The sequence below is a fragment of the Maricaulis sp. genome (genome assembly GCF_017643475.1).
GTDB lineage: Bacteria > Pseudomonadota > Alphaproteobacteria > Caulobacterales > Maricaulaceae > Maricaulis.
On sequence record NZ_JAEPNI010000002.1, the window covers coordinates 165,076 to 188,962 of the forward strand.

Here is a 23,887-nt window from a genome sequence, read left to right on the forward strand (position 1 = left end):
GGGCTGAGAAGAAACTTGTTTCAGGGATTGCACAGATGACACTGTCCAAAGACGTTTTCGCCAATGCCTCGATCGCGTTCGATCTTGATGGCACGCTGGTGGATACAGCGCCGGATCTGGTCCGCGCGCTCAATGCTGTCATCCTGCCCCGCGGCCTGCAGCCGGTTCTGGTATCCGATGTTCGTGAAATGGTGGGCCGGGGCGCCAAGGCGATGATCCGCCGCGCCCATGATCGCCAGGATGTCGCACTGACAGAGACCGAGGTGGACGCGCTGTTTCCAGCTTTTATCGAAAGCTATCACAGCAATGTCGCCGCCGACAGCATTCCCTTCCCGAATGTGCGCGAGACGCTGGATCGCCTGGCCGAGGCCGGCGCGCGCCTGTCGGTCTGCACCAATAAACCCTCGGTCTTGGCGGACCTGCTGCTGCGGGAATTGGAGCTGGACGGCTATTTCGAACGCGTGATCGGACCGGAACGAACGCGGGCGAAGAAACCGGCAGCGGATCATGTTCATGATGCGCTCGGGGCGGGTCACCACCGCGCCGCTATGGTCGGCGACAGCGCCCCGGACGTGGATGCCGCGAAGGCCGCCGGCGTCCCGTCTATCATCCTGAGCTATGGTTATAGTGAAAAACCGGCCGGCTCGCTGGGAGCCGACCGGTTAATTCATGAATTCTCAGATGTGCCTGAGACGCTCGCCGAGATCTGGCGAACGGTGTCGGACTAATCCGACTTACGCCGTACGGCGCTCGCGACCCATGTCATTGGCCGGGCGAGTCGGCATGCCGTTGACCAGGTTCGAACGTACATCGGTACGTGCCGAACGCATGGCCGGCATGAAGCCTGCGTCGACCAGGTCGACACTGACATCATAACCGCGCTCTGCCCAATAGGCTTCAATGCGGGACTTCAAGCGACGTGCGCCTTCCGGCGTGCACAGATCGTTACTCATGAACAAAACCTCCTACGCGACCGAGCTTCCCTCGGTCGGGAATGACGTCCAATCAAATTGATAATTACGGGGCCCACGCCCTGGGTAATCCCGAATGTGCGCAGGCTGATATATGCCGGAGCGGTTTATGACGAGACCATGAAGGTGTGTCAAGTTGTCACACCAAGGGCGAAATGCAGTAGAGATTCAACTTTCGCCTGCATTGCCCTCAAAAGCTCCCGATCACCCAGAACCCCATTTCTGCGTGCAATCCCGTCAGGGGAGACATTTCGGGATCGTGCGATCAGCACTATCCAGCCCGCCTCAATCCCTAACGAAATCTCGACTTTTTCCGTTAATCCACAGGTAGGGTGCCCCGGGACGGTTTGCCGCAGCGAGAACCTGCCCAATCCAGTTGCGAGGCGTTCGCAAAAATGCGAGACATGCTTCAACTCGAAATCCGATGGATAAGTTATGAAAAATACCCTCACGCTTTTTGCCGCCACGCTTGCACTCGCCGCGTGCAATCCGGCATCACAAACGTCTGATTCCGCCAGCGCAGAATCGGAAGGCCGTGTCGTCAATGTCTACTCGGCGCGCCACTACAGCAGTGACGCTGTCGTCTATGCGGCCTTCACGGAAGCGACGGGTATCGAGATCAACCTGATCGAGGCCCGTGGTGACCAGCTGATCGAACGTATCCGCGCCGATGGTGAACGCAGCCCGGCCGACGTCATCGTCACCGTCGATGCCGCCCGCCTGCATCGCGCTGAAGAGGCCGGCCTGTTTGCCCAGAGCGATTACAGCGAATTTGCCGACCGCTTGCCGGACCACCTGATCCACCCGCAGGGCTATTGGGTCGGTGTTGCGCAGCGTTCGCGTGTCATCGCCTATTCCAATGAGCGTGTTCAGGACGGTGAGATCACAACCTATGCCGACCTGGCGGATGAGCGCTGGAATGGCCGCATCTGTGTGCGCAGCTCCGGCAGCGTCTACAACCAGTCCCTGCTCGCCTCCATCGTCGCTCACGAAGGTGAGGAAGCCGCCGAGGCCTGGGCCCAGGCCATCGTCAACAACATGGCCCGCGCTCCGCAGGGCGGTGACCGCGACCAGCTCCGCGCCATTGCCGCGGGCGAATGTGATGTCGCCATCACGAACCACTATTATTTCGCGATGATGGCCAATTCCAACGAGCCGGCCGACCAGGCCGTCGTCGAGCAGACGACGCTCTTCTTCCCGAACCAGGATACCACCGGTGCGCACATGAACGTCTCCGGCGCCGGTATCGCCCTGAACGCCCCGCACCCGGACGAGGCCCGCGAATTCATCGCCTTCCTCGTTTCCGATGAGGCCCAGCGCATCTTTGCCGAGATGACCAACGAGGTCCCGGCCGTTCCGACCGCACAGTGGGACAATGCGACGCTTTCCGCGATGATGCCCTTTACCCAGGACGATCTCGAAATCGCTGAACTTGGCGCCAATAATGCCGTCGCCCAGCGCATCTTCGACCGCGTCGGCTGGCAGTGATCGGCGCCAGTAAAACCCAGCCTACCGGGACGGCGATGAACATCATCGCCGTCCTTGCTGCTTTTATATGCGGGCTTCCCATCCTGGCCGTCGCAGCCATCGCGCTGGGCGGCGGATCCACCGACTATTTGCGTCATCTCGCGGAAACCCGCCTGCCCACCTATCTCTTTCACTCCGCCTATGTCGGTCTGGTGGCCTCGGTGACAGCAGCCGCCATCGGCACCGGCCTCGCCTGGCTGACCGCACGCTGCGAGTTTCCCGGCCGGAAATTCTTCACCTGGGCGCTGATCCTGCCGCTCGCCGTGCCGGCCTATGTAGCCGCCTATGCGTGGCTCGACATCTCCCAGGCCGGCGGACCGCTGGATCGCATGAGCTGGGGGCTCTTCCCGACCATCCGCGGCACCTGGGGCTCGGGACTGATGTTCGCCCTCGTCCTTTACCCCTATGTCTATCTGCTCGCCCGCAATGCCTTCACCGGCCAGTCCGCCGACGCCTACGACGCAGCCCGCACGCTGGGCGCGTCCGCCTTCGGGGCGTTCTGGCGCACCTCACTGCCCATGGCCCGGCCGGCCATCGCCGCGGGCATGGCGCTGGTGATCATGGAAGCGCTGGCTGACTATGGCACGGTCGCCCACCTCGGCTCACCAACCCTTTCGATCGGCCTCATCCGGGCCTGGTCCGGGGCCGGCTCCCTGCTCGATGCCGCTCGCCTGTCGCTGATCCTGGTTGTCTTCGCGCTGGTGATTTTCGGACTGGAGCGCCATGGCCGCCGGCGCATGCAGGTCCAGACCAGTTCGGGCAAACAACGTCCCGCCCGCCGTTTCCTGCTCAGCCCGCTACAGGCGGGACTGGCGACCCTGGCGGCCTTCATGGCGCTCTTCCTGTCGATGGTCCTGCCACTGGGCCGCCTCGCCTGGCGCGCCCTGCGCGAACCCGTGGCCAATGGCCTGGCCCAAGCTTCCTTCAACAGCCTCACGGTCGCTGGCAGCGCCGCCGTCATCGCCACACTTGTTGGCCTGACTACCGCCTACGCCCTGCGTCGCAAATCGGTTCTGGGAACCGCAGCGGCGCGACTGGCCGGTGTCGGTTATGCTGTGCCCGGAGCCGTCGCAGCTGTGGGTGTGATCGCCCTGCTCTCTGGTATCCAGCGCTGGCTGGACCCGACCTGGGAAAGCCTGACAGGCAGTGTCCTCCCGATCCTGCTGACGGGCACGGCCGCCGCCCTCGTCCTCGCCTATCTCAGCCGGTTTGTCGCAGCGGCCATCAGCCCGTGCGAGACCGCGCTGGCCCGCGTGACCAGGTCGCTGGACGGTGCGGCCAAGACGCTGGGCGCCAACACACGCCGCCGCCTGCTGGCCGTGCACCTGCCGCTGATCGCGCCGGGTGTCGCCTCGGCCCTGATCCTGAGCTTCGTCGAGATTCTCAAGGAATTGCCGGCGACGATGATCCTGCGCCCGTTCAATTTCAACACCCTGGCAATCATCGCCCACCAATACGCCTCGGATGAGCGCCTGGGCGAAGCCGCAGCGCCGGCACTGCTGATCCCGCTCATCGCCACCCTTCCCATGATTTTCGTGGCGCGATATCTCTCTTCGTCTGGGGAGAACGGGGCCAGGCCATGAGCCGTGTCGAAACACTGAGTATCCGCGGCGCGCGCCGGGCCTTCACGAAGAACCACGCAGCGCTTGAAAGCGCGTCGCTGGAGCTGCATGCCGGCGAGATCACGGCCCTGTTGGGGGCGTCCGGCAGCGGCAAGTCGACCCTGTTGAGAGCCGTCGCCGGCCTGGAACAGCTCGATGCCGGCGAGATCACCGCGGATGGCGTTACCTGGACCGGGCCCAAGACCTTCCTCGCCCCCGAACAACGCCGGGTCGGACTGGTCTTCCAGGACTACGCCCTCTTCCCGCACATGACCGCCGTCGAGAATGTCGCTTTTGGCCTCACCGGCACTGACCGCAAGTCCCGGGCGCTGGACCAGCTGCGGGCGGTCGAGCTGGAGCACAAGGCCAGCCAGTATCCACACGAACTCTCCGGCGGCGAACAACAACGCGTGGCCCTCGCCCGGGCGCTCGCGCCCCGGCCTGGTGTTGTCCTGCTGGATGAACCTTTCTCCGGCCTCGATCGGCGCCTGCGCGGCGATGTGCGCCAGCGGACCATGGATGTATTGCGCGCTGCCGGCACGGCCGTGCTGTTCGTCACCCACGACGCCGAGGAAGCGCTGGAAAGCGCAGACCAGCTTGCGCTGATGGATGCCGGACGCATCATCCAGTGCGGCGCGCCGCAGGATGTCTGGTTCAACCCGGTCAGCGAAACCGCCGCCCGTCTGGTGGGAGATGTTCAGACCTGCGAGACAGTCGTGGCCGCTGGCACGGCCGTGTTGCCGCTCGGCACGATCCAGACGGACCTGCCAGACGGCACGAGCATCCTTGCACTGATCCGCCCCCAGGCTGTTCGCGTCGTTGAGGGTGACGCGTTCTCGATTGTCGGCACCACCTATTCCGGTCCCAATTGTGACGTCACCTTGAAGGCGAAGGATGGCACGCTTTGGACCGCCAAAGCCCCGGCAACCCAAGCACTTTGTGTCGGAGACAAGGTTTCTGTGAACCTCGACCCGGCCTTTGTCACCCTGTTGGAAAGATGAGCGTGCGTCATGCGTCATCGGGGCGAGTTGTTATACCCACTCGCTGCAGTACAGGACGAAAGCGAAGGAATTCAGCGCACTGAATGGCCATCCCCGAGACTGGGCAAGGCGACGCGCTCCCGCACCGCGACGGGAAACTGAAAGAAGGCCTGCATGGTTACTATTCCAGAGAACATTGAACAAAAGTGGCGTAGAGGTTGGCGGATCACCAAATCCGATATGGAAAAGCTCCATCGTGCAGAACTGGACAAATCCATCGGTGAACTTCGTGAATACATCGAAACAGGAAAACTTGTCCTGCCAGTTGCGCGCGAACGTCCACAAGTAGAGCCGCCCTTTGAGGATTGGGAAAGTGTCAGACTTTGCGGGGCCTTGGCGACACTAGGGGAAATCCGCTGTTTTGAAGCTGAACGGAACTCGGAAGAAAACGAGAGCTTCAATTTCTTAGCCGCATTTAGAGCATTCGAGGCGTTCGAACTCCTTACTTCGTTAGATCTAGTTCAGTGCAAGCGTTATTCGCAGAGATTTGGACGCGAAGATAGGATGATGACAGCGAAAACAGTGGGTAAAATCGCGCTGGGCGCCATTCTTGGGCAAACTCAGCGTTCAGCCGCTCTGTTCCGGATTTATGCGACCTATGCCCAGAGAGGGTGTGTGTTTGATCAGGATTATCTACCGGCCTATCGGTTTCAGTTTCGTCTGATGGCTCAGCACTACGACACCGGTGTGCCGGACATACTCAACGGCGAGATGGAATTTGGTCCCCTCAATCAGCTGCTTGCGAACCTCTATTCGGAGAATTTCGATGAGATCGTGGACGATCTCTCTCAAGTCTGCGATTTCCATATGTATCGCAGCGTGGGCAAGCGCGGGGAGGAGTTCATCGATTACGATCTGGGCCCATTTGTAAGGCTACCGGTTGAAGCACTGTTGGTGTTTGCGTTGCGGAAGGACAGGGGATTGGACAATGGGCGAGTCGATCATTGCATGATGAGCGCGCCCTTTGATCAATTGCCGCCGACCACGGACGTTGAGCCCGACCCGCTCATATCAGCCGTGCGTCAACGCATGGAGGCGGATGGCTTTGACTGGCGAGAGGCGTGTTCTGATTGCCGTTCGTAAAGCGCTGGACGGCTCGCCTCGGACCGCCCAGATCCCGGCAACCCAGCTCCTCTCGGTCGGTGCCAGCGCCTCCGTAGTTCTGGATCCCGATTTCACACACGCCTCAAGGCCTGAGCCTTACCCTCCTCGCCCTTGATGGGCGAGGTGGATCCGGCGAAGCTTTAGCGTAGGCGGAGACGGAGTGGGTGCGCGCCGAAGGCGCCTCTAAAGCTGGCCCTTCGGGCCGCACCCTATCCCCCTCCTTCGCTTAAGCTACGGGGGGGACCTTTCCCATCAAGGGAAAGGAAATCCGCTATAGGGATGATGCAGGCAAAGAAAATAGCCCGCTCGATCGAGCGGGCCTTTCTAATTCAAATGGATGCAGCGGCTTACGCCGGTTCCATCGTCTTGGAGGACCGCTTGTCCTCGATGCGATTGCGCGCGATCTCGTCGGCAATGATGTTGGACGGGCGGCCCTCGTTTTCAGACTGGTCGAGGATCTCGCCCAGCGTGTTCTCGAGACCAACCAGCTTGCCCTGGACCCAGGCCGGGTCGAAATCGCCCTGGATCTCGCCCATCACATTGATGATGCCGCCAGCGTTGAGGACGTAATCCGGCGCGTAGATCTTGCCGCGCTTCTGGATTTCAGCGCCCATCTCGCGGGTGGCCAGCTGGTTGTTGGCTGCTCCGGCGATGATTTTAGCCTTTATGCGGTCAATCGTGTCCGGATTGACGATGGCGCCCAGCGCACATGGTGCAAACACGTCGACGTCCTGGTCATAGATCTCGTCGAGACCGACGATCTTGGCGCCGTACTTGGCTTCCAGTTCTTTCAGGCCCGGCTCGTTGATATCGGTGATGATCAACTCGGCACCGGCTTCGGCCAGGTGACCGGAGAGATAGGCACCGACGTGACCGGCAGCGCCCTGGATGGCAACACGAACGCCGGACAGGTCGGATTTGCCCAGACCGCGCTCGATGCAGACCTTCATGCCGCGGAACACACCTTCGGCCGTGATTGGCGACGGGTCACCAGACGCGGCCTTGCCCTCGGGCAGACCAACAACGTGCTTGGTGGACTGGCGAACGGCCATCATGTCGTCCGGGCTGACACCCACGTCCTCGGCAGTGATGTACTGACCGCCCAGGCTTTCGACCGCGCGACCAAAGGCCTCGAACAGTTCCTGGCGGTTGAATTCGCCTTCCGGCTTCATGATTACGGACTTGCCGCCACCGATCGGAAGATCGGCCATGATGTTCTTGTAGCTCATGCCCTGGGACAGACGCAGAACGTCCTCCAGTGCTTCCGCGGAGCTGGGATAGGACCACATACGGCAACCACCACACGCCGGTCCGGAGACCGTGGAGTGAACGCCGATGATGGCCTGGAGACCCGTGACCTTGTCGGTCGCGAAAAGAATTTTCTCGTGGTTGTCGTAAGACGGGTGTTCGAAAACACTCATGACGCGCAAACCCTTTCTGTGCGAGAACAGCATCGCTGCAAATTCGCGCGTGGCATACCCTTTCACGAGAGCTGCGGCAAGCGCGCGAAAACACTAAAAATCATGGTGCCGATAACATCTCAGCGATGCGGCACCGCAGCATCGGGAGAATTTTTTCCCCGAACCAGGGATTCTTCTTCAACCACGCATTATTACGCCAGGACGGGTGCGGAAGCGGCAGATATCGAGGAAAATATTGCGCCGCATTCTTAACTGTATCTGTGAGCGTTTTTTGCGCCTGCGAACGCAGATAAAACTTCTGTGCATATTGTCCGACGAGCAGGGTCAGCCCGGCCTGCGGCATGAACGCGTGCACTTTTTCCTGCCAGAGCGGCGCGCATTCCTTGCGTGGTGGTAGATCGCCGCCCTTGGCGTCCAGGCCTGGAAAACAGAAACCCATCGGCACAATGGCGATGCGGCTTTCATCATAGAAGGTCGCCTCATCCACCTGCATCCATTCGCGCAGGCGATCACCCGACGGGTCGGTGAAGGGCTTGCCGGAAGCATGCACGCGCGTACCCGGCGCCTGGCCGACAATGGCTATGCGTGCTGTCGATGACGCCCGGATCACCGGGCGCGGGGTGTGCGGCATGCTCTCTTCGCAGACCCGGCAGGCGCGGATCTCCGCGAGCAGATCGTCGAGCGGCTCAGACACGGCCCAGACGATAAACGCCCTTGAACGTGTCGGTATCCGGCACCGGCTTGCCCTTGCGCAGGATGGCGATCTCCCCTGCCTTGTGCAGGCGCACCGCGGCCTGGCGAACATGGCCGAAACGCTTGGTGTGATTGTCCGGATCCACCAGTTTGGCAACATCAGCCGGAGAGACGCTGCGCCCTTCCTTCACCTCGGCCACCAGCTTGCGAATGGCATCCTCGAAAGGATCATTCAGGTTCTCTTCGCTCATCTCGCTCATCGTCCGCTCCTAGCTGGTGGGGATGGAATAGGTCGCCGTGGCGTGAGCCACCATGTCGTCTGAGCCCTCGGTGTAGATCTCGCAGTCCGTCACCGCCAGTCGTTTGCCCAGTTTGAGCAGTCGCGTCCGGCCGATCAGCACACCCGGCTCGGGCTTGCGCATGAAATTGATATTGAGATTGGTCGTCACCGCCAGCGCCTTGGGACCGACATGCCCCAGCACCACCGCATAGGCGCAGACATCTGCCATGGCGAACATGGTCGGACCGGACACGGTTCCCCCGGGACGCAAATGACGCTCATTGGTGGCAAAGCGCACCTCGGTCTCGCCGGGCTGCATCTGGGTGACCACAAACCGCCCACGCCCGGCCGTATCCTGCTGGAAGGCCTGGTCGAGAAAGGCGGTAACCTCCTCGGCATTCATCACAACTGTCAGGCTCACTTCAATCCTCCAACAGAGACATCCAGTCGCGCGCTCCGTGCAGAATGCGCAGCAATTCCAGACTGTCCCTCCTCGCCGTGTAGACGATCAGATAGTTACCCGCCGGCTGGATGCGCACCGTCCGTTTCGGCAGGGCGACCACCCTGCCCATATCCGGGAACGTCGCCAAGCCTTGAATTTTCCGCTCGATATCCTCCAGAACCGTGCGAGCAGCGCGAGGTGAATCGGCAGCAATATGGCGATAGATGGATATCAGATCACGACGCACAACCGGGCGTCGCACCACTTTGAGCACCCCGGCTTCGCACGAGCCGGGGTTCATGCCTTGCGCTCAGCCTCGGCGATAATGTCGTCCAGACTTTCCAGCGGCTCCGGTTCGCCACTCTCATAGGCCTGCTGGACCAGGTCCTGCAGGCCGCCCAGCGCTGCGACCTGTCGCTCCTCGTGCGCCTCAAGCAGGCGAAGTCCGGCCCGGACGACCTCGGAGACGCCATGATAGCGACCGGAGCTGATCATCCGCTCGACAAAAGCCTGCTGATGTTCGGTCATTGAAATGCTTGGATTTCTCGACATTACTGTCTCCCTGACCCCGACAATGTAGCATTATTGGCTACACACTCCAAGGCTGGACCATGAGACGCGATCACCGCCCATACTGGATGCACCGACTGTGGGAGCAGTTCGAGAACTGGTGGACCGGTCATTTCACCCGGCCGCATTTCGAAACGCTTGGCCGCAAACCCAAGCTGGTGCGTCCGTGGCATATCGAGGTGTTCGGGCCGAACATTCATGCTGGTCACCAGCTGCACCTCGTCGCCAGCGCCGCAGATCCGATCCGTTTCACCGTCTGGTCACCGCAGGACCAGGCCGGCACGATCGAGATCGGGGATTATGTCTTCATGGCGGGCGGTACGCGTATTCTCGCAGCCGGCCGGGTCGAGATCGGCGACAGCTGTCTCATCGCGCGCGAGGCAACGATTACCGATTGCGACTGGCATGGGCTCTATGACCGTGTCGATCCCAACCCGCCATTCAAGCCCGTGAAGATCGGCAACAATGTCTGGATCGGCGACGGTGCCTTCATTGGCAAGGGCGTGACCATCGGCGATCACGCTGTCATCGGCGCCCGCGCCGTCATCACCAAGGATGTGGAACCCTATGCCGTCATGGCTGGCAATCCGGCCAAACTGGTCAAGCGCCTGGACGCGGATGAACCCATGAAAACCCGCGCCGACCTTCTCGGCGAGCTGGAGACGCTGGACCGCTTCATGGAAAATTCCTATCGCGACGCGATGAAGGGCAATTCCACCTGGGGCTGGCTGCGGTCCAAGCTGTTTCCCCGCCGCGGCGACTGATTGGCCCTTGCCAATTGCGCGAACAGGTCAGATGTAGTGAGCATGAGCACGCCCATCAAAACACCCTGTGTCAAAGTCTGTTTCGTCGACCCGAAACAGGGCGTCTGCGTCGGCTGTTTCCGCACCATGGAAGAGCTGGGAAAGTGGACACGCTACAGCGATGCGGAACGTGACGGCATCATGCAGGATCTACCCCGCCGCCGCGATGCCTATGGCGCACGCGAAAACCCGGCTGGTTAAACAGTGATGAGCTTCGAGTGATGGATCGGTTTATCAGTCGCGCAGCCCTTCCCCTGCTGGGCACGGCCCTCACCCTTCTGGCCCTGCGTCTGGTCAGCTGGCCCCTCTGGGATGATATGAACACGCTGGTGCGCATGATTTACGCGCTGACCATCCTGGCGGTTCTGTTCGCAGCGGTGATGTTTGCGGGACACTCACCACACGGCTATCCGCGGCGCAATCAGGTATTGTGGAGTGGAGTTGTCGCCGGTTTCATAGGCATGGCCCTCTTCAACAATGAGTTTCGCGAATGGGAACTCGACCGCATGTGGGCCCCGACCCGCACTGACCAGCGCGCTGCCATGGATGAGCGCGAAGACACCATCACCCTCCAGCGCCAGCGTGACGGCCATTATTATCTGGATGCCTGGGCGGGCCAGGCCCGGGTGGACTTCCTCGTTGATACAGGCGCGACGGGTGTGGCGATCAGCTATGAAGATGCCCGCCGTATGGGGATCCGCGTTGAAGCGCTCAGCTTCGACCTGCCAATGTCGACTGCAGACGGCATCGCCTATGGCGCCGGCGTGGTGATCCCCGAACTGATCATTCGCGGGCACCGTTTCGAATATGTGCGCGCGGTCGTCATGCGCAATGGCGAGAGGTCCCTTTTGGGCATGAGCGTGTTGTCGGAATTCTCGTCAGTGGAAATATCCGGGGACCGGCTGACCCTGCGCCGCTAACCGCCCAGCACGGCCTCGCGCACCAGCATCACCCCGACAATCGCCAGGCCCAGTGCGAAGAAGCGCTTGAGGTTCTTTTCCGGCAGGGAATGCGCGAGTTTCGCCCCCAGCGGTGCCACGAAAAATGCGGATCCCGCGAGGAGGGCAAAACCGGGCATGTTCACATAGCCCAGCGAGAACGGGACTTCATTCGCCCCCCATCCATTGATGATGAAGCCCAAAGCTCCGGGGATACCGATCGCCACGCCAAAACCGGCAGCCGTTGCCACGGCGCGGTGGATGGTCTTCCCGCACAGCGTCATCAGGGTCACGCCCATGACACCGCCGCCGATGCCCATCAGGGCCGAGAGCACACCGATCGTATTGCCCAGAACAATGCGCGGCAGACCTCCGGGCATCTCCTCGGCCAGTTTCCAGCTGGGGCGACCAAAGAAAAACTGTAACGACAACAGGAGGGCCATCCCGCCAAACAGTCCGGTCAGGCCACGGCTTGGGATGTAGTCCGCCACGACCGTGCCGATCAGCGTACCGATGACGATGAATGGCACCCATTGTTTCAGCACGGCGAAATCCACCGCGCCCTTCTTGGCGTGGGCACTGACACTGCGCAGGGAGGTGGCGATGATGACAGCCAGCGACGTACCGACAGCAACATGCATCACCCGGTCGCCTTCATATCCCAGCGCACCAAAGACGTAATACATGGCGGGGACCATGACGATACCGCCGCCGATTCCAAACAGGCCGGCAATCAGCCCGGCCAGGGCGCCGGTCGCCGCCAGCGCCAGGATCAACACGTAATACTCTTCCATCAAGCCGCCTCGTCGCGCGGGGTGACGGCCGCCTTGGCTTCTTCGATCACATCAATACTGGCACCGTGGCGCCCGCCCTTTTCCGACAGGATACGCCGCCAGTTGCGACCGCCCGGCTGGGCATGGAAAAGACCGAGAATATGCCGGGTGATGGAATGCAGCTGCACACCCTCGGACATGCGCCGCTCGATATAGGGCAAATAGGCGTCAATCGCCTCGATCCGGGTCTTCACCGGATCCGTCGCGCCAAACACCTTGCTGTCCGCCTCCGCCAGCACCCAGGGGGTGTAATAGGCTGCTCGGCCAAGCATGAACCCGTCCAGCTCCGCGCTTTCGGCCAGACCATGATCAAGCCCCTCAAGCCCGCCATTGAGGATGACTTCCAGCTCCGGACGCTCGCGCTTGAGACGCCGGACCAGCTCATAGTCCAGCGGCGGAATGGTGCGGTTTTCCTTGGGGCTCAGCCCTTTCAGCCACGCCTTGCGCGCATGCACGGTAAAGCTTTTAACCCCGGCTGCCGCGACAGTCTCGACAAAGTCGAACAGCGCGGTTTCCGGATCCTGATCGTCAACTCCGATGCGGCTTTTGACCGTGACCGGAACATCGACCACGTCCTGCATGGCCTTTACACAATCGGCCACCAGCTCCGGCTCCTGCATCAGACAGGCCCCGAAACGTCCCGCCTGGACCCGGTCCGAGGGACAGCCAACATTGAGATTGATCTCGACATAGCCATAAGCCACCGCGATTTTCGCGGCCTTGGCCAGATTGGCTGGGTCCGATCCACCCAGTTGCAGCGCGACAGGCTGCTCTGTCGGGTCGAAACCGATCAGGAAATCGCGATTGCCATGGATCACCGCCATGTCGACGGCCATTTCAGTGTACAGCAAGGTATTGCGTGTCAGCACCCGGTGAAACGCCCGGCAATGCCGGTCGGTCCAGTCCATCATCGGGGCGACGCTCAGGCGGCGATCAATTTTATCGACAACACTCATATGCGCCACTTAGCCTGTCCGGCGGCGAAGTCCAAATAGGGGCCTGCAATCAATCTGTTCAAATTTGTCCTAATCCGTTCAGCGGATTTCAAACTCTCTTTGCTCAGATGTGGGTTCGGGAGGATGTCATGGCAAAAGCAATATTCCACAAACACCAGCGCGTTTTCGTTCAGCCGGTCGGGACCTGGGCGCTTGTCGAGCACGTAAAACCGCAATGGGTGAAGGATGTCGAGGAACCCGTTCGGGTCTTCTATGACTGCGGGCTTGGCCGTGACTTCACAGCGGAGGAGCTTTCGGCCGAACATTCCGAAATCGTCGAGACGGGCCATTGGCGGCTGCTGCGCGCCAAGAACAAGTGGCAGAGCGACGAGGAATGCGCGCGCCATCCGCACCCGGGCACGTTTCCGGTTATTGTGACGGACAGCATGGACTGGGGTGGTTGGCGTGTTCCTGCGGCGGAATATGACCGTGACCCAACCAAGGTGGAAGCCCAGGCGCGACTGATCGTGCACGCCCCCCAGCTTCTCGCCATCGCCGAAGACCTGTCGCAGCTGACGGAGCAGGAAACCGATCTTCCCGCCGAATGGGCAGAATTGGTCAAGAAAACCCGTGAAGTCATCCGTAATATTAGTTCAACGCCAGCAAAAGCGCAGAGAACCAACGCTGCGAAAGCAGCATAAAGAATTTCCGGAAACTTAAGTCCACAATAACACTTTCTGTCCTCTACTGAGGCTTGGAAAATGGTATTGGGCAAGCCATGTCTTTGATTGAACAACGCAACAGGTTCCTTTCCTTTGCGTTTGCATCGGCCGATGTGCTGATCGAAACAGATCTTAGCGGAACGACGGAATACGCCTCCGGTGCGACGGCCACGCTTGGCGAGCCGCCCATCGAGGACACGAGCTGCCATCTGGCTGACCGTTTCGACCGCACCTCCCGCCCTATTATCATGGCCCTGTTGAAAAGCGTGCGCCCCGGTCGTCGTGTCGGCCCTGTCCGGGTCACCCTGAATGGTCGTGAAGCCAAGCTGGGCGGCTGGACGCTGGGCGATGATCACAAGATCCGCTGGACCGTGTCCTTTGAGGCCCTGACGGCACCGGAGGAAGTTGAACCGCAGGCGTTCGAACGATCAGCGGGCGACGCTATCGCCTCGGCCCGCAGCGCCGGCACGGCGTTGTCCATGTCAGTCATGCGCATTGAAGGCATCGAGGATATCGATCGCCAAATCGGCCCTGCCGCGGCCACCCAGGTCCACGACGCGATCAGTGCCGCCTGCGGGCTGGCCGTTGGCGAGTTGGGCGTGGCCAAACATGTCGACAATAGCCGCACCGCCCTTATCCACGAAACCTCTGCCGATCTCGCCGAACTGAAGCAAGAGGTCGAGGCCATCCTCGCCGACAGCAAGCTCGGCGATGCAGAGGTCAAGATCGACACGGTGCCGGATGCGCCGGACCTCGAGCCGGAAATCGCCGTCCAGGCCTTTATCCATGCCGTGAACCAGGCCGCCGATACCGATGCGGCTCTGGATATTCGCAGCCTCAAGGATGCGGCGGCCGAGATGATGGAATCGACGACACAGCGCATGAAGGAATTGCGCACGACGATCGCGGGACGGGTTATCGAGCCGCATGCCCAACCCATCGTCGACCTGAAGACCGGCGAGATCCATCACTACGAATTGCTCCTGCGTCTGCCCGGCGGCAAACCGATCCAGGAGGCGGTGGGTTTCGCCGAGAGCACAGGTCTGATCTACGAGATCGACTTCGCCATGACCGAGATAGCCGCGACCTTCCTGCGCGATGATTTCGACCGCCCGTCCCTGGCCGTGAACCTGTCGGGCAAGTCCATCGCCAACACGACCTGGTCCAAGCGCTTCCTGAAAATGCTGGCGGATATCAAGATCGACCGGAAACGCCTGAGCTTCGAACTCACCGAGACCGCGACGATCAAGAACATCAAGGCGGCCAATGCCGTGATCGAGAAGGTCCGTGAGCGTGGGCACCATGTCTGCCTGGATGACTTCGGTGCGGGCGCGGCAGGCTTCCATTATCTGCGCGATTTCCCCGCCGACATTGTCAAGATCGACGGATCCTATGTGAAGCGCGCAGGACGCACGGAGCGCGACACGACCATCCTCAAGGGCATGGTGGATCTGTGCCAGCAGCTGGGCACCGAGACCGTTGCCGAGATGATCGAGAACGAGAGCATGGCCAAGCGCATGAAGTCCTTCGGCATCACTTATGGACAGGGTTACTATTTCGGTAAGCCTATCCCGCTAAAAACGCTCACAGACCCAAGGAATCGCGCCACAAAGGCGGCGTAGAAGAAGAGGCAGAGTGTTATGGCCGTCGATATGAGCCGCGTGAAAGTGCTGATTGTCGATGACAATGGCTACATGCTGACCATTCTTCGGACGATCCTGCATGGCTTTGGGATCAAGCAGATTCTCGAATCCAAGGACCCGGCAGACGCGTTCGATATGGTGCGCTCCGACAGTGTCGACATCATTATCACCGACTACCAGATGGAAATCCTGGACGGTCTGGATTTCGTGCGTCTGGTTCGCACCGCCGATGACAGCCCCAATCCGCTGATTCCCATCATCATGCTCAGCGCCTACTCGGAAAAATCCCGGGTCGAAGGCGCGCGTGATGCCGGTGTTACCGAATTCTGCTGCAAGCCGATCACCGCCAAGGAAATGTTTGCGAAAATCGCTGCAGTCATCAACGAACCGCGTCCCTTCATCCGCAACAAGACCTATTTTGGCCCGGATCGCCGGCGCCTGCCGACTGAGGAATCCAACTACAAGGGTTCCGAACGCCGCAAAGGCCTTAAAAAAGTCGCCGGTGGAGACGAAGATGACGGTATGGATGTCTCGCCCTCGGGCGATGACGCAACCTCCGCGGCTTGATCGCGGCACGGCTTAGCCGTGGATAGTGCGCACGTGCCTGTCGACATCGACGCGCGACGCACCTTAGTTTGACGAGAATGGCACAGAATGCGTCGCATACGCGTGAGGCGGGCAGGTCCCGCGCCAGTGCCGGTGAGCTTTCACCGGACAAGAATCGTGCGCGCGGCTCAGGCGTCGGCTGGATCGTCCTGGCCATTGCGATTTTCACTATTGGATATGGCGGCATCTTTGCCGTCAAGATTCAGCAGGAGCGTGCCTCGCTGGTCTCCGAGGCCGAGCGTTCGCAAGCCAATGCGGCTGGCTACCTGGCCGAACGTGTCTCCGCCCGGCTGAGCGAGGTCCGTTATGCGTTGGCCGTTGCCTCTAGTGATTTTGGCGCCCTGCCTGACACCGATATCGAACGTGTCGCACAAACCCGGCTGACGGCCCTGATGCAGTCCGAACTGCTCGACGGGATCGGCCTGCTTCTGCCCGATGGCCGCACCTTTGTGGCGGGCGAGACGGTCACACCAAACGCCATGCGCGAACTGACCGGCCTGGCGCTCAACTCGGAGGAAGCGGTCGTCTCCAGCCTGTCTGATGACGGGCTCGCCGTTTTTGCCCTGACCCAGCCGGTTGCCCTGGCAGACGGTACCGTCGGTGCACTGACAGCACGCATCCCGGCCATCAACGCCTTGCCCGACTGGGGCACCAACAGGGTGGTCGCCCTGGCCAATAATGACGGCGAGATGCTGGCGCTTCGTCCGGTGATGAACGGCGTCTCGGCCGGCACGCCGCTGGCTGAGCGTTTCGGACTTACCCGCGGTTATGTCGCCGATCTGGCCGGTGGCGGTGGCGGCGCAACATCGGATGCGAGTTTTGGCGGCGAGGATGTGACCTTTGCCGTGGCTCCGGTCGGGGGCACGCCTTTCCAGGTCTATGCGCTGAGCGCCACCCGTATCAATCAAAGCGCCTGGATGCGAACCATCTCCTTTTACGGGCTGATGTTTGTTGCGCCGATCATCGTTGCACTGGGCCTTGTCGCCCTGGTCTTCATGCAAATGGGCCGCTTGCGCTCCACCCGTGCCCAGCTGGCGGACAGCGAACAGCGTTTCCGTTTCGCCATCGAGGGCGCGCGCTGTGGTGTCTGGGACTGGAACCCGGACGCGGACACGGTCTATGTCACCGATAGCTTGGCGCGCATGCTCGGACTTAAAGCTGCAATCGAGTGCTCAGGCCAGGACTTCCTGCGCCTGTTCAGCCGCCCGGACCGTGACCGCCTGCGCGCGGCCATGCGGTCCGCACCCAAGGGCACGGAAGTTGATCTGGAAGTTTTGGCCTCGGTCGCTCCGGTTTATCTGCAGATCCGCGGTCGCCTGCTCTCTGCCGCTCCGGACGGCGAGGCGCGCATCGTCGGTGTGGCCATCGACGTTACCGAGCGCAAGGGCGCCCAGGCGCGGGTTGCTGCTGCGGAGAGCCGTTTGCGCGCAGCGCTGGAATCCATGTCGGAGAGCTTTGTGCTGTGGGATTCCCGCCGCCGCCTCGTCCTGTGGAACCGCAAGTTCCGCGACTTCTTTGACCTCGGAGACGGTCATCTCAAGCCGGGTCTGTCCTATGCCATGGTCGAAAAGACTGCGGCGCGGGCGATCAAGACTGTGCATGGCGAAACAGATGGCGTGGATGCCTACGAGATCGAACTGGCCGATGGCCGCTGGCTGCATTACTCGGAACGCCCGACCGCCGATGGCGGCCTGGTCAGTTTTGGCGCGGACATTACCGATCTGAAGCGCCACGAAGCGGCACTGACGGAGAACGAGTCCCAGCTGCGCCGCTCAGTTGATGACCTGGAAACCAGCCGGACGCATATCTCCGATCTCGCCAAGAAATACGAGGTCGAGAAGATCCGCGCCGAGGAAGCCAACCGCTCCAAGAGCGAGTTCCTGGCCAATATGAGCCACGAGCTACGCACGCCGCTCAACGCCATCAACGGCTTCTCGGAAATCATGTTGCGCGAGATGTTCGGCCCGCTCGGGGACGAGCGTTACAAGGGATACACCAAGGATATCCTTGACAGTGGCCAGCATCTGCTTGAACTGATCAACGACATTCTCGACATGTCCAAGATCGAAGCCGGCAAGATGACCCTTCAGACCGAGCCGACCGATGCCGCCGAGCTGGTCGAGCAATGCCTGCGCATCGTGCGCGGCCGTGCGGAGGAGAAACAGCTTCAGCTGCACGCTGATGTCACCGATTTGCCTGAGATCGAACTGGACCCGCGCGCCTTCAAACAGGTGATGATCAACCTGGTCTCCAACGCGGTGAAATTCACCCCGGAAGGCGGCCGGGTGACCATTCGCGGCTTCCTGTCCGGGCCGGGCGTAGCCTTCCAGGTCTCTGATACCGGTATCGGCATCGCCCAGGAAGACCTGCCGCGTCTGGGACGTCCGTTCGAACAGATCGAGAGCCAGCACGCCAAGAGTTATCAGGGTTCCGGCCTGGGCCTCGCCCTGTCCAAATCGCTCATCGATCTGCACGGCGGCTCGCTGGCGATTGATTCCAAGCTGGGTGAAGGCACCACGGTCAGCTTTGTCCTGCCGATCACCCAAGCTCAACTCATCGACCCGGAAGCCGCATTGGCAGGAGATCTGGATGATGAGGGTTTCCTGGGCGAAGACATCGAGTTCGTCGATGGTGAACCGCCCCGGGCGGCCGAATAATCAGGATCTAATCCCTGTCGCCGCGACGACGCTCCGGAGGTGGTCCGCGGCGATCAAAACGTGGCGGCCCCCGGCGTTCGCTTTGGGGCGGGCCCCGACGAGCCGAGCGTAGCACCTCTTCTCGAACATCGGGATCGAGCTCGGAGGCTATTTCGACAATCGCACGTTCGATATGAGCCTCAATGGCTGCCCGTGTCTCACGGCGACGTTCCAGCGCCGCCTGAACAGCGGCAGCGTCAAACGGTTCCTCGAGCAGGACTTCAGCGGCATCGATACGAGCCTCACGCGCCTCGCGCATCAGCGCGCGCATGTCACCCATCTCGGTTTCCATGCGTTCACGCAGGGAGGCCCGCTGTTCTTCCGGCAGGGCTTCGATGAAACCGCGCAGATCGAAACTTCCCGGCCCGCCCGCACCGCGCAATTGCAACCGCGCTTCTCGCTCGGTCGGCACGTCCGGTGCGACTTCTCGCTGGAGAACAAATCCGATCAGTGCGCCATTGGCCAGGACAGAGACCAGGAGCGCAATGATCCAGGGTGTGGCAGACCTCACGTATCCTCTCCCAGCCAGTCGACCCAGTCTTCGCCGAGACTGTCATAGGCGTCAGCATAGATGGCTTCGACATCCTGTTCAGCCGGAGCAACATAACCGCCCGCAAAGCCGATGCTCACACCGACCACCAGGGCGATGCCCGCCGCGATCGGCGCCCGCCATCCCCATTGCGCGACCGGCTCCGGCACTGCGCGCAGGATGCGGTGCTGCAACAATTCGCTCGGTTCGGGATCAGGCATGGCCAGCAAAGCATCCAGCTCGGCTTCGATATCCACCTCGGCCAGCAATTCGGGATGCAGGTCTAGGAAAGCCTCGACAGCCTCGCGCTCCGCGCCCGGCCAGCGTGCCGGATTGGCGCCATAGGCGTGGAGGATTTCAAGCACCCTGTCCTGGGTCATCGGTCCAACTCCTCATGTGCCTGAGCCTCGCCCTCGTAGGAGCTGATGAGGTCTCCGGCGTCTTCCATCAACAGTGCTTTCAACTTGCGCCGTCCACGGGCCAGCAGGGATTCGAGTGCTTCCACACTTACAGACATGATCTCTGCCGCCCTGATATTACTCAATTCCTGAAAGTGAACGAGCTCCATGGCCATTCTCTGACGCTCTGGAAGCCTGTTCACGGCGTCCACCACCCGGTTCGCGCTTTCATCGCGTACCATGGCTGTTTCCTGGCTGATACCCTGGTCGGCCCGTTCAGGCACTTCATCAGTCAGCACTTCGCGGCGCTTGCGCAGCCGGTCGTAACACAGATTGATGGCAATCCTGCTGATCCAGGTCGACACCTGTGCCCGCCCCTTCTCGAAGCGGTCCGCTGCCTTCCAGACCCGGATAAACGTTTCCTGGGCCACGTCCTCGGCTTCCAGGGGATCACTCAGCATGCGCTGGGCCAGGCCGAGGATCTTGGGCAGCATGCGATCCATCAACACCCGCGCAGCATCACGGTCTCCGCGGCCGACGCGCTCGATGAGCTCCTCGTCGGCCACAGGACGATCTGACGTGATAACGCGGAAGGCCGAACGGCCCTTGAGGCTCATGTCTGCTGCTACCCTTCCGCGCCCGTCCAACATCAAAGACGTATCAGTCACGCCACCAGAAACGACGATTTTCACGACGTTCCGCGGCTGCGTCCAGCTCTTCCGGCGTGATCGAGCCATTCTCGTCCGAATCCAGACGTTCAAACCAGCGATGCTCGACGTTCATGAACTCCTCGCGGGAGACCCGCCCGTCTTCATTTGTATCGGCCCGGCGACCGCGACGACGCGGACGTTCTCGGCCATCAGAACCTTCACGCTCGCGCATTTCACGCAGGCGCCGGTTCATCGGGGACATGTCGGAATCATCGAGATAACCGTCGGCATTGCGGTCCATCCAGTCGAACATCTCCGACTGCAATTCCGCGACTTCCTCGCGGGTGATGGTGTTGTCGCCATTGGCATCGGATGCACGCAGCAACATGATCGTGCGGGCAGGACCGCCACCGCGCATACCGTCCTGACCTTGGCCGCCACGCGGGCCGCGCTGGGCCTCGGCGATGGCACCGGAGATCATCACCGCGGAACTACACAGCAAAATGACCATTTTCGAGCGTTTCATTGACTTTCTTCCTTGTCAGTTTGACCTCGCATGTCAGTTCAACGCAGGGTCGCCGGAATTCCGTCGCTTGATATCAGATTTCTCGCACATGTCGGTTGAACAGCGTCCGCACATGCCCACACCTCTCGACCAGATCCTCCTCCAGCTCGGCCAAAGTCTGGTGGCCTGCAGTACGAGCAAGGCCCGCCTGGCAAGCACGACTGGCCCGTTCCGGGGTGAAACCGCTGCCGTGGGTCGTGCGCAGGACCTGCAACATGCCCAGTTGTCGTGTCAGCGTCTCGATCAGGAAACGCGCATCATCAACGGCCAGTATGCCGGCATGCCCCAGCGCCGCGATTGCGGCCGTCGTGGACTGGCGCACGCCGCCCAGCTGTCGCGCATGCGCCAGCTGCAGGGTCTGGGCGATGAACTCGATGTCCTGGATGCCACCGGCCCGTGCCTTGACGTCCCAGACCGATTGCGCCGGCTTGGCCTCCTGCAGGCGTACGCGCATGTCCGCAGCATCGTTCAGCACGGTCTCGACATCGCGCTCACGCAGTAGGATGCCCTCGATGGTCTCGTCAATCCGCGTGCAAAGGCCCGCATCACCGGCCACGGTGCGGGCCCGTGTCAGCGCCATCAACTCCCAGGTCCAGGCTTCACGGGTGTAATACGGGTCGAACCGCGAGAACTGCACGGCCACGGGCCCGGACTTGCCCGAAGGACGCAGTTGCATGTCGATCTCGTAGAGTTCGCCCTCTTCGGTCGGCACCGAGAGCGCGCTGACCAGACGCTGGGTAAACCGCGAGAACCAGGTCTGAGTCATCTCGTCGCCGTCATAGATGAGCGTGATGTCGAGGTCGCTGTCGGCCGCCAGCTCCCGCCCGCCCAGCTTGCCCATGCCCAGCACGGCAAACCGCCCCGGCATCTCGCCGTATTTGCGTTCGGTCTCGATCCGGGCTGCGTCCGCAAGCACCTCGATGGCCGCTTCCGCGAGGTCGGAATAGGCCGCTCCGGCCGTCTGGCCCTCGATACTGCCGCGCAGGATCTGGCTGCCGATGCGAAACTTCTGTTCGCGAAGGACACGTCGCGACGTGTTCAGCGCCACCTCGTAAGGCGTGTCCAGCGTGATCTCCCGGCGCAACATGTCCAGCGCCGCACCGGGTGGGTCCTGATCCAGCGGGATGGAGAAACGCTGATCCAGCATGGTGTCGAGAAGGTTGGGCCGTCGCGCCAGATCCGTCGCCATTTTCGGCGCCATGGTGATGATACCGATGAGATCACCGGCCAGCTCGTGCTCGTTCATCAACAGCGAGAGCGGCTGCACCCCCATCGGCAGGTTCTCGAAGAAGGACGCAAAGCGCGCGAACGCATCATCGGCCTCACCGGTCTCGGCGATCATGTCGACAAGCTTTGGTGCCAGCTTGGCAAACAGGGAACGCGCCCGTGTCGAGCGCACGGCCCTGGCCCGGCCTGCGCCCCAGGCATTGAGCTGTCGCCAGGTCAGTTCGGGGCGTTTGAAACCCAGCTCCGTCAGCGTGGCCAACGTATCGGGCTCCGGCTCGACACCGGTCAGAACCAGGCTGCCGGCGCGCGATGACAGCGGAATATCCGCTTCGAACTGGTCGGAGAAATAGCCATGCACGCGGCGCAGGACAGCCTCGACGGCCCGGTCGAATTCCGCCAGCTCGCCAAACCCGGCCATATGGGCCACCTGCAGCCGGTCTTCATCGCGGATGGGCAGGAGCTGGGTCGGCTCGTCCTGGCGCATCTGGATTCGGTGTTCCCAGCTCCGCAGCAAACGATAGTCCTGGCTTAGCGCCACAGCGGTCCCGGATTCGATCGCCAGCTCGTCCGCCAGCCGGTCCAGCGCCGCCAGCGTGCCGGGCACCCGGACCGCCTTGTTGCGCCCGCCAAAGACCAGCTGGTGAATTTGTGCAAAGAACTCGATTTCCCGGATACCGCCCCGGCCGAGCTTGAGATCATGTCCTGCAGGCTGGATCTCGGCACGCCGCCCCACGGTCTGGATCTGCGTTGCCAGGCTGCGGATATCGTCAATGGCCGCATAATCTAGCGCGCGTCGCCAGATGAAGGGCTGGAGGAAATTGAGGAAAGTCTCTGCCGCTGGCCGGTCACCGGCACATGGACGCGCCTTGATCCAGGCCGCGCGTTCCCAGGTCTGGCCCATCGTCTCGTAATAGTTCAGCGCTGCATCGGTGGAGATGGCAACCGGGGTCGCCCCGGGGTCCGGTCGCAGACGCAGATCGGTGCGGAAGACATAGCCATCGGCCGTGATGTCATTGAGACTTTTGACAATCGCCTGGACCAGGCGCGGCAGACGTTTGCGCGGTTCCTGGCTTTCCGGCAGCGCCAGCTGTTCGCCATCGTAGAAGACAACCAGGTCAATATCGGAGGAATAGTTGAGCTCGCGCGTACCCATCTTGCCCAGCGCCAGGATCACCAGCCCAGGCAGCGGGTTATCCGGGTCCTCGACCGGCAGGCAGTGGTCCTGTTCGGCTGCAAGGCGCGTATGAGCGTGCAGGGCAGTGTGGACAGCCGCGTCGGCGAAATCGGTAACGGCACCGGTGACCGTCTCAACATCTGCGGCCCCGCCGAGATCGGCCAGTCCAACCACGAGGTGCATGCCCGCCTTGGCCTGGCGCAGGCGCTGATCGAGTTCAGCGACGTCGCTGGCTTCTGCCGCGATGCGTGGGAGTTCGGCGAGCTGATTGGCTAGAATGTCGGAGAGTGGCAGGCGGGCGGCTTGCGCCAGTACATCCGGGAATCGCTGGGCGAGCCGGCTGAGATGGGGCGCACAGCTGAAAACACTGGTCAGGAACGCGTCGTGCGGCGCCAGCTCGGCCTGGAGTTCACGCTCAAGCTCACCCAGGCAATAGCGTCCCTGCTCCAGGTCCGGTGTCGGCAGGGGATGGCATTGGGAGAGGAGATCAGCTGGCGTCGTCATGACGCCAAACTGAAC

The 23,887-nt window shown here is 61.6% G+C and carries 26 protein-coding genes; 12 read left to right on the plus strand and 14 right to left on the minus strand.

What is annotated here, in order from left to right; all coding sequences use genetic code 11:
- Positions 1-35 precede the first annotated feature (35 nt).
- A complete protein-coding gene (locus tag JJ889_RS08005; RefSeq protein ID WP_291893506.1) occupies positions 36-728 on the plus strand; it encodes an HAD-IA family hydrolase in 693 nt (230 codons plus the stop codon).
- A gap of 6 nt (positions 729-734) precedes the next feature.
- Here JJ889_RS08005 and JJ889_RS08010 read toward each other — a convergent pair whose 3' ends face one another.
- Positions 735-953, minus strand: coding sequence for a phosphoglycolate phosphatase (locus JJ889_RS08010; RefSeq protein ID WP_291893508.1), 219 nt, complete (start codon positions 951-953; stop codon positions 735-737).
- A gap of 453 nt (positions 954-1,406) precedes the next feature.
- On the opposite strand from JJ889_RS08010, the gene JJ889_RS08015 reads away from it, so the two are divergent.
- From JJ889_RS08015 to JJ889_RS08030, 4 genes are all read left to right on the plus strand, one after another.
- The gene (locus JJ889_RS08015; protein WP_291893510.1) at positions 1,407-2,459 is read left to right on the plus strand and encodes an extracellular solute-binding protein; all 1,053 of its coding nucleotides are present in this window, start codon (positions 1,407-1,409) and stop codon (positions 2,457-2,459) included.
- A gap of 35 nt (positions 2,460-2,494) precedes the next feature.
- The gene (locus JJ889_RS08020; RefSeq protein WP_291893512.1) at positions 2,495-4,081 is read left to right on the plus strand and encodes an iron ABC transporter permease; all 1,587 of its coding nucleotides are present in this window, start codon (positions 2,495-2,497) and stop codon (positions 4,079-4,081) included.
- Complete coding sequence (locus JJ889_RS08025; protein WP_291893513.1) at positions 4,078-5,100, plus strand: ABC transporter ATP-binding protein; 1,023 nt, start codon at positions 4,078-4,080, stop codon at positions 5,098-5,100. The genes JJ889_RS08020 and JJ889_RS08025 overlap by 4 nt, the downstream gene beginning before the upstream one ends.
- Before the next feature lie 153 nt (positions 5,101-5,253).
- Complete coding sequence (locus tag JJ889_RS08030) at positions 5,254-6,222, plus strand: hypothetical protein (RefSeq protein WP_291893515.1); 969 nt, start codon at positions 5,254-5,256, stop codon at positions 6,220-6,222.
- Positions 6,223-6,590: 368 nt separating this feature from the next.
- Here the strand turns inward: JJ889_RS08030 and JJ889_RS08035 are convergent, their stop codons facing one another.
- From JJ889_RS08035 to JJ889_RS08060, 6 genes are all read right to left on the minus strand, one after another.
- On the minus strand, positions 6,591-7,664 hold the full coding sequence (locus JJ889_RS08035) for a Glu/Leu/Phe/Val dehydrogenase dimerization domain-containing protein (RefSeq protein ID WP_291893517.1): 1,074 nt from the start codon (positions 7,662-7,664) through the stop codon (positions 6,591-6,593).
- A 100-nt stretch (positions 7,665-7,764) separates the two neighbouring features.
- Positions 7,765-8,295 carry a uracil-DNA glycosylase family protein gene (locus tag JJ889_RS08040; RefSeq protein ID WP_366940087.1) on the minus strand — a complete coding sequence of 177 codons (531 nt, stop codon included), beginning with the start codon at positions 8,293-8,295 and terminating at the stop codon, positions 7,765-7,767.
- Between the two features lie 55 nt (positions 8,296-8,350).
- The gene (locus JJ889_RS08045) at positions 8,351-8,617 is read right to left on the minus strand and encodes a DUF3253 domain-containing protein (protein WP_291893520.1); all 267 of its coding nucleotides are present in this window, start codon (positions 8,615-8,617) and stop codon (positions 8,351-8,353) included.
- A gap of 9 nt (positions 8,618-8,626) precedes the next feature.
- Positions 8,627-9,058: a PaaI family thioesterase gene (locus JJ889_RS08050; RefSeq protein WP_291893522.1), complete on the minus strand. Its 432-nt coding sequence runs from the start codon at positions 9,056-9,058 to the stop codon at positions 8,627-8,629.
- A 1-nt stretch (position 9,059) separates the two neighbouring features.
- Positions 9,060-9,380 (minus strand): type II toxin-antitoxin system RelE/ParE family toxin, encoded by a 321-nt coding sequence (locus JJ889_RS08055; RefSeq protein ID WP_291893524.1) that lies wholly within the window; start codon positions 9,378-9,380, stop codon positions 9,060-9,062.
- Positions 9,377-9,631 (minus strand): type II toxin-antitoxin system ParD family antitoxin, encoded by a 255-nt coding sequence (locus JJ889_RS08060; RefSeq protein WP_291893527.1) that lies wholly within the window; start codon positions 9,629-9,631, stop codon positions 9,377-9,379. Before JJ889_RS08060 ends, JJ889_RS08055 begins: the two co-directional genes overlap by 4 nt.
- Positions 9,632-9,690: 59 nt before the next feature.
- Here JJ889_RS08060 and JJ889_RS08065 point away from each other — a divergent pair, with 59 nt between their 5' ends.
- Genes JJ889_RS08065 through JJ889_RS08075 form a run of 3 tightly spaced genes read left to right on the plus strand, consistent with a single transcriptional unit; the run spans position 9,691 to position 11,372 of the window.
- The gene (locus JJ889_RS08065) at positions 9,691-10,413 is read left to right on the plus strand and encodes a DapH/DapD/GlmU-related protein (RefSeq protein ID WP_291893529.1); all 723 of its coding nucleotides are present in this window, start codon (positions 9,691-9,693) and stop codon (positions 10,411-10,413) included.
- Between the two features lie 42 nt (positions 10,414-10,455).
- Positions 10,456-10,653, plus strand: a complete 198-nt coding sequence (locus tag JJ889_RS08070) for a DUF1289 domain-containing protein (protein WP_291893531.1) — start codon at positions 10,456-10,458, stop codon at positions 10,651-10,653.
- A 20-nt stretch (positions 10,654-10,673) separates the two neighbouring features.
- The gene (locus tag JJ889_RS08075) at positions 10,674-11,372 is read left to right on the plus strand and encodes a TIGR02281 family clan AA aspartic protease (RefSeq protein ID WP_291895185.1); all 699 of its coding nucleotides are present in this window, start codon (positions 10,674-10,676) and stop codon (positions 11,370-11,372) included.
- On the opposite strand, the gene JJ889_RS08080 is transcribed toward JJ889_RS08075, so the two are convergent.
- Both JJ889_RS08080 and dusA read right to left on the minus strand, forming a co-directional pair.
- Positions 11,369-12,184, minus strand: a complete 816-nt coding sequence (locus JJ889_RS08080) for a sulfite exporter TauE/SafE family protein (RefSeq protein ID WP_291893534.1) — start codon at positions 12,182-12,184, stop codon at positions 11,369-11,371. The genes JJ889_RS08075 and JJ889_RS08080 overlap by 4 nt on opposite strands.
- Positions 12,184-13,179, minus strand: coding sequence for a tRNA dihydrouridine(20/20a) synthase DusA (dusA, locus tag JJ889_RS08085; RefSeq protein ID WP_291893537.1), 996 nt, complete (start codon positions 13,177-13,179; stop codon positions 12,184-12,186). The genes JJ889_RS08080 and dusA overlap by 1 nt, the downstream gene beginning before the upstream one ends.
- A 128-nt stretch (positions 13,180-13,307) precedes the next feature.
- On the opposite strand from dusA, the gene JJ889_RS08090 reads away from it, so the two are divergent.
- The 4 genes from JJ889_RS08090 to JJ889_RS08105 all read left to right on the plus strand — a co-directional run bounded on the left by JJ889_RS08090 (position 13,308) and on the right by JJ889_RS08105 (position 18,786).
- Entirely contained in the window at positions 13,308-13,859 is a 552-nt protein-coding gene (locus tag JJ889_RS08090) for a hypothetical protein (RefSeq protein WP_291893539.1), read from the plus strand.
- Between the two features lie 77 nt (positions 13,860-13,936).
- Complete coding sequence (locus JJ889_RS08095; protein ID WP_291893542.1) at positions 13,937-15,502, plus strand: EAL domain-containing protein; 1,566 nt, start codon at positions 13,937-13,939, stop codon at positions 15,500-15,502.
- 18 nt (positions 15,503-15,520) lie between these two features.
- Complete coding sequence (locus JJ889_RS08100; protein WP_291893545.1) at positions 15,521-16,090, plus strand: response regulator; 570 nt, start codon at positions 15,521-15,523, stop codon at positions 16,088-16,090.
- Positions 16,091-16,167: 77 nt separating this feature from the next.
- Positions 16,168-18,786, plus strand: coding sequence for an ATP-binding protein (locus JJ889_RS08105; RefSeq protein WP_291893547.1), 2,619 nt, complete (start codon positions 16,168-16,170; stop codon positions 18,784-18,786).
- Between the two features lie 7 nt (positions 18,787-18,793).
- On the opposite strand, the gene JJ889_RS08110 is transcribed toward JJ889_RS08105, so the two are convergent.
- The 5 genes from JJ889_RS08110 to JJ889_RS08130 all read right to left on the minus strand — a co-directional run bounded on the left by JJ889_RS08110 (position 18,794) and on the right by JJ889_RS08130 (position 23,872).
- Entirely contained in the window at positions 18,794-19,336 is a 543-nt protein-coding gene (locus JJ889_RS08110) for a periplasmic heavy metal sensor (protein ID WP_291893550.1), read from the minus strand.
- Entirely contained in the window at positions 19,333-19,734 is a 402-nt protein-coding gene (locus JJ889_RS08115) for a hypothetical protein (protein WP_291893553.1), read from the minus strand. The genes JJ889_RS08110 and JJ889_RS08115 overlap by 4 nt, the downstream gene beginning before the upstream one ends.
- The gene (locus JJ889_RS08120) at positions 19,731-20,369 is read right to left on the minus strand and encodes an RNA polymerase sigma factor (RefSeq protein ID WP_291893556.1); all 639 of its coding nucleotides are present in this window, start codon (positions 20,367-20,369) and stop codon (positions 19,731-19,733) included. The genes JJ889_RS08115 and JJ889_RS08120 overlap by 4 nt, the downstream gene beginning before the upstream one ends.
- A 43-nt stretch (positions 20,370-20,412) precedes the next feature.
- On the minus strand, positions 20,413-20,928 hold the full coding sequence (locus JJ889_RS08125) for an EF-hand domain-containing protein (RefSeq protein ID WP_291893558.1): 516 nt from the start codon (positions 20,926-20,928) through the stop codon (positions 20,413-20,415).
- A gap of 73 nt (positions 20,929-21,001) precedes the next feature.
- On the minus strand, positions 21,002-23,872 hold the full coding sequence (locus JJ889_RS08130) for a bifunctional [glutamine synthetase] adenylyltransferase/[glutamine synthetase]-adenylyl-L-tyrosine phosphorylase (protein ID WP_291893560.1): 2,871 nt from the start codon (positions 23,870-23,872) through the stop codon (positions 21,002-21,004).
- Positions 23,873-23,887: the final 15 nt, after the last annotated feature.

Coding starts and splice junctions, on each gene's coding strand:
- JJ889_RS08005 (WP_291893506.1), top strand. CDS start 36: ATGACACTGTCCAAAGACGTTTTCGCCAATGCCTCGATCGCGTTCGAT.
- JJ889_RS08010 (WP_291893508.1), bottom strand. CDS start 953: ATGAGTAACGATCTGTGCACGCCGGAAGGCGCACGTCGCTTGAAGTCC.
- JJ889_RS08015 (WP_291893510.1), top strand. CDS start 1,407: ATGAAAAATACCCTCACGCTTTTTGCCGCCACGCTTGCACTCGCCGCG.
- JJ889_RS08020 (WP_291893512.1), top strand. CDS start 2,495: ATGAACATCATCGCCGTCCTTGCTGCTTTTATATGCGGGCTTCCCATC.
- JJ889_RS08025 (WP_291893513.1), top strand. CDS start 4,078: ATGAGCCGTGTCGAAACACTGAGTATCCGCGGCGCGCGCCGGGCCTTC.
- JJ889_RS08030 (WP_291893515.1), top strand. CDS start 5,254: ATGGTTACTATTCCAGAGAACATTGAACAAAAGTGGCGTAGAGGTTGG.
- JJ889_RS08035 (WP_291893517.1), bottom strand. CDS start 7,664: ATGAGTGTTTTCGAACACCCGTCTTACGACAACCACGAGAAAATTCTT.
- JJ889_RS08040 (WP_366940087.1), bottom strand. CDS start 8,295: ATGCCGCACACCCCGCGCCCGGTGATCCGGGCGTCATCGACAGCACGC.
- JJ889_RS08045 (WP_291893520.1), bottom strand. CDS start 8,617: ATGAGCGAGATGAGCGAAGAGAACCTGAATGATCCTTTCGAGGATGCC.
- JJ889_RS08055 (WP_291893524.1), bottom strand. CDS start 9,380: ATGAACCCCGGCTCGTGCGAAGCCGGGGTGCTCAAAGTGGTGCGACGC.
- JJ889_RS08060 (WP_291893527.1), bottom strand. CDS start 9,631: ATGTCGAGAAATCCAAGCATTTCAATGACCGAACATCAGCAGGCTTTT.
- JJ889_RS08065 (WP_291893529.1), top strand. CDS start 9,691: ATGAGACGCGATCACCGCCCATACTGGATGCACCGACTGTGGGAGCAG.
- JJ889_RS08070 (WP_291893531.1), top strand. CDS start 10,456: ATGAGCACGCCCATCAAAACACCCTGTGTCAAAGTCTGTTTCGTCGAC.
- JJ889_RS08075 (WP_291895185.1), top strand. CDS start 10,674: ATGGATCGGTTTATCAGTCGCGCAGCCCTTCCCCTGCTGGGCACGGCC.
- JJ889_RS08080 (WP_291893534.1), bottom strand. CDS start 12,184: ATGGAAGAGTATTACGTGTTGATCCTGGCGCTGGCGGCGACCGGCGCC.
- dusA (WP_291893537.1), bottom strand. CDS start 13,179: ATGAGTGTTGTCGATAAAATTGATCGCCGCCTGAGCGTCGCCCCGATG.
- JJ889_RS08090 (WP_291893539.1), top strand. CDS start 13,308: ATGGCAAAAGCAATATTCCACAAACACCAGCGCGTTTTCGTTCAGCCG.
- JJ889_RS08095 (WP_291893542.1), top strand. CDS start 13,937: ATGTCTTTGATTGAACAACGCAACAGGTTCCTTTCCTTTGCGTTTGCA.
- JJ889_RS08100 (WP_291893545.1), top strand. CDS start 15,521: ATGGCCGTCGATATGAGCCGCGTGAAAGTGCTGATTGTCGATGACAAT.
- JJ889_RS08105 (WP_291893547.1), top strand. CDS start 16,168: ATGGCACAGAATGCGTCGCATACGCGTGAGGCGGGCAGGTCCCGCGCC.
- JJ889_RS08115 (WP_291893553.1), bottom strand. CDS start 19,734: ATGACCCAGGACAGGGTGCTTGAAATCCTCCACGCCTATGGCGCCAAT.
- JJ889_RS08120 (WP_291893556.1), bottom strand. CDS start 20,369: ATGAGCCTCAAGGGCCGTTCGGCCTTCCGCGTTATCACGTCAGATCGT.
- JJ889_RS08125 (WP_291893558.1), bottom strand. CDS start 20,928: ATGAAACGCTCGAAAATGGTCATTTTGCTGTGTAGTTCCGCGGTGATG.
- JJ889_RS08130 (WP_291893560.1), bottom strand. CDS start 23,872: ATGACGACGCCAGCTGATCTCCTCTCCCAATGCCATCCCCTGCCGACA.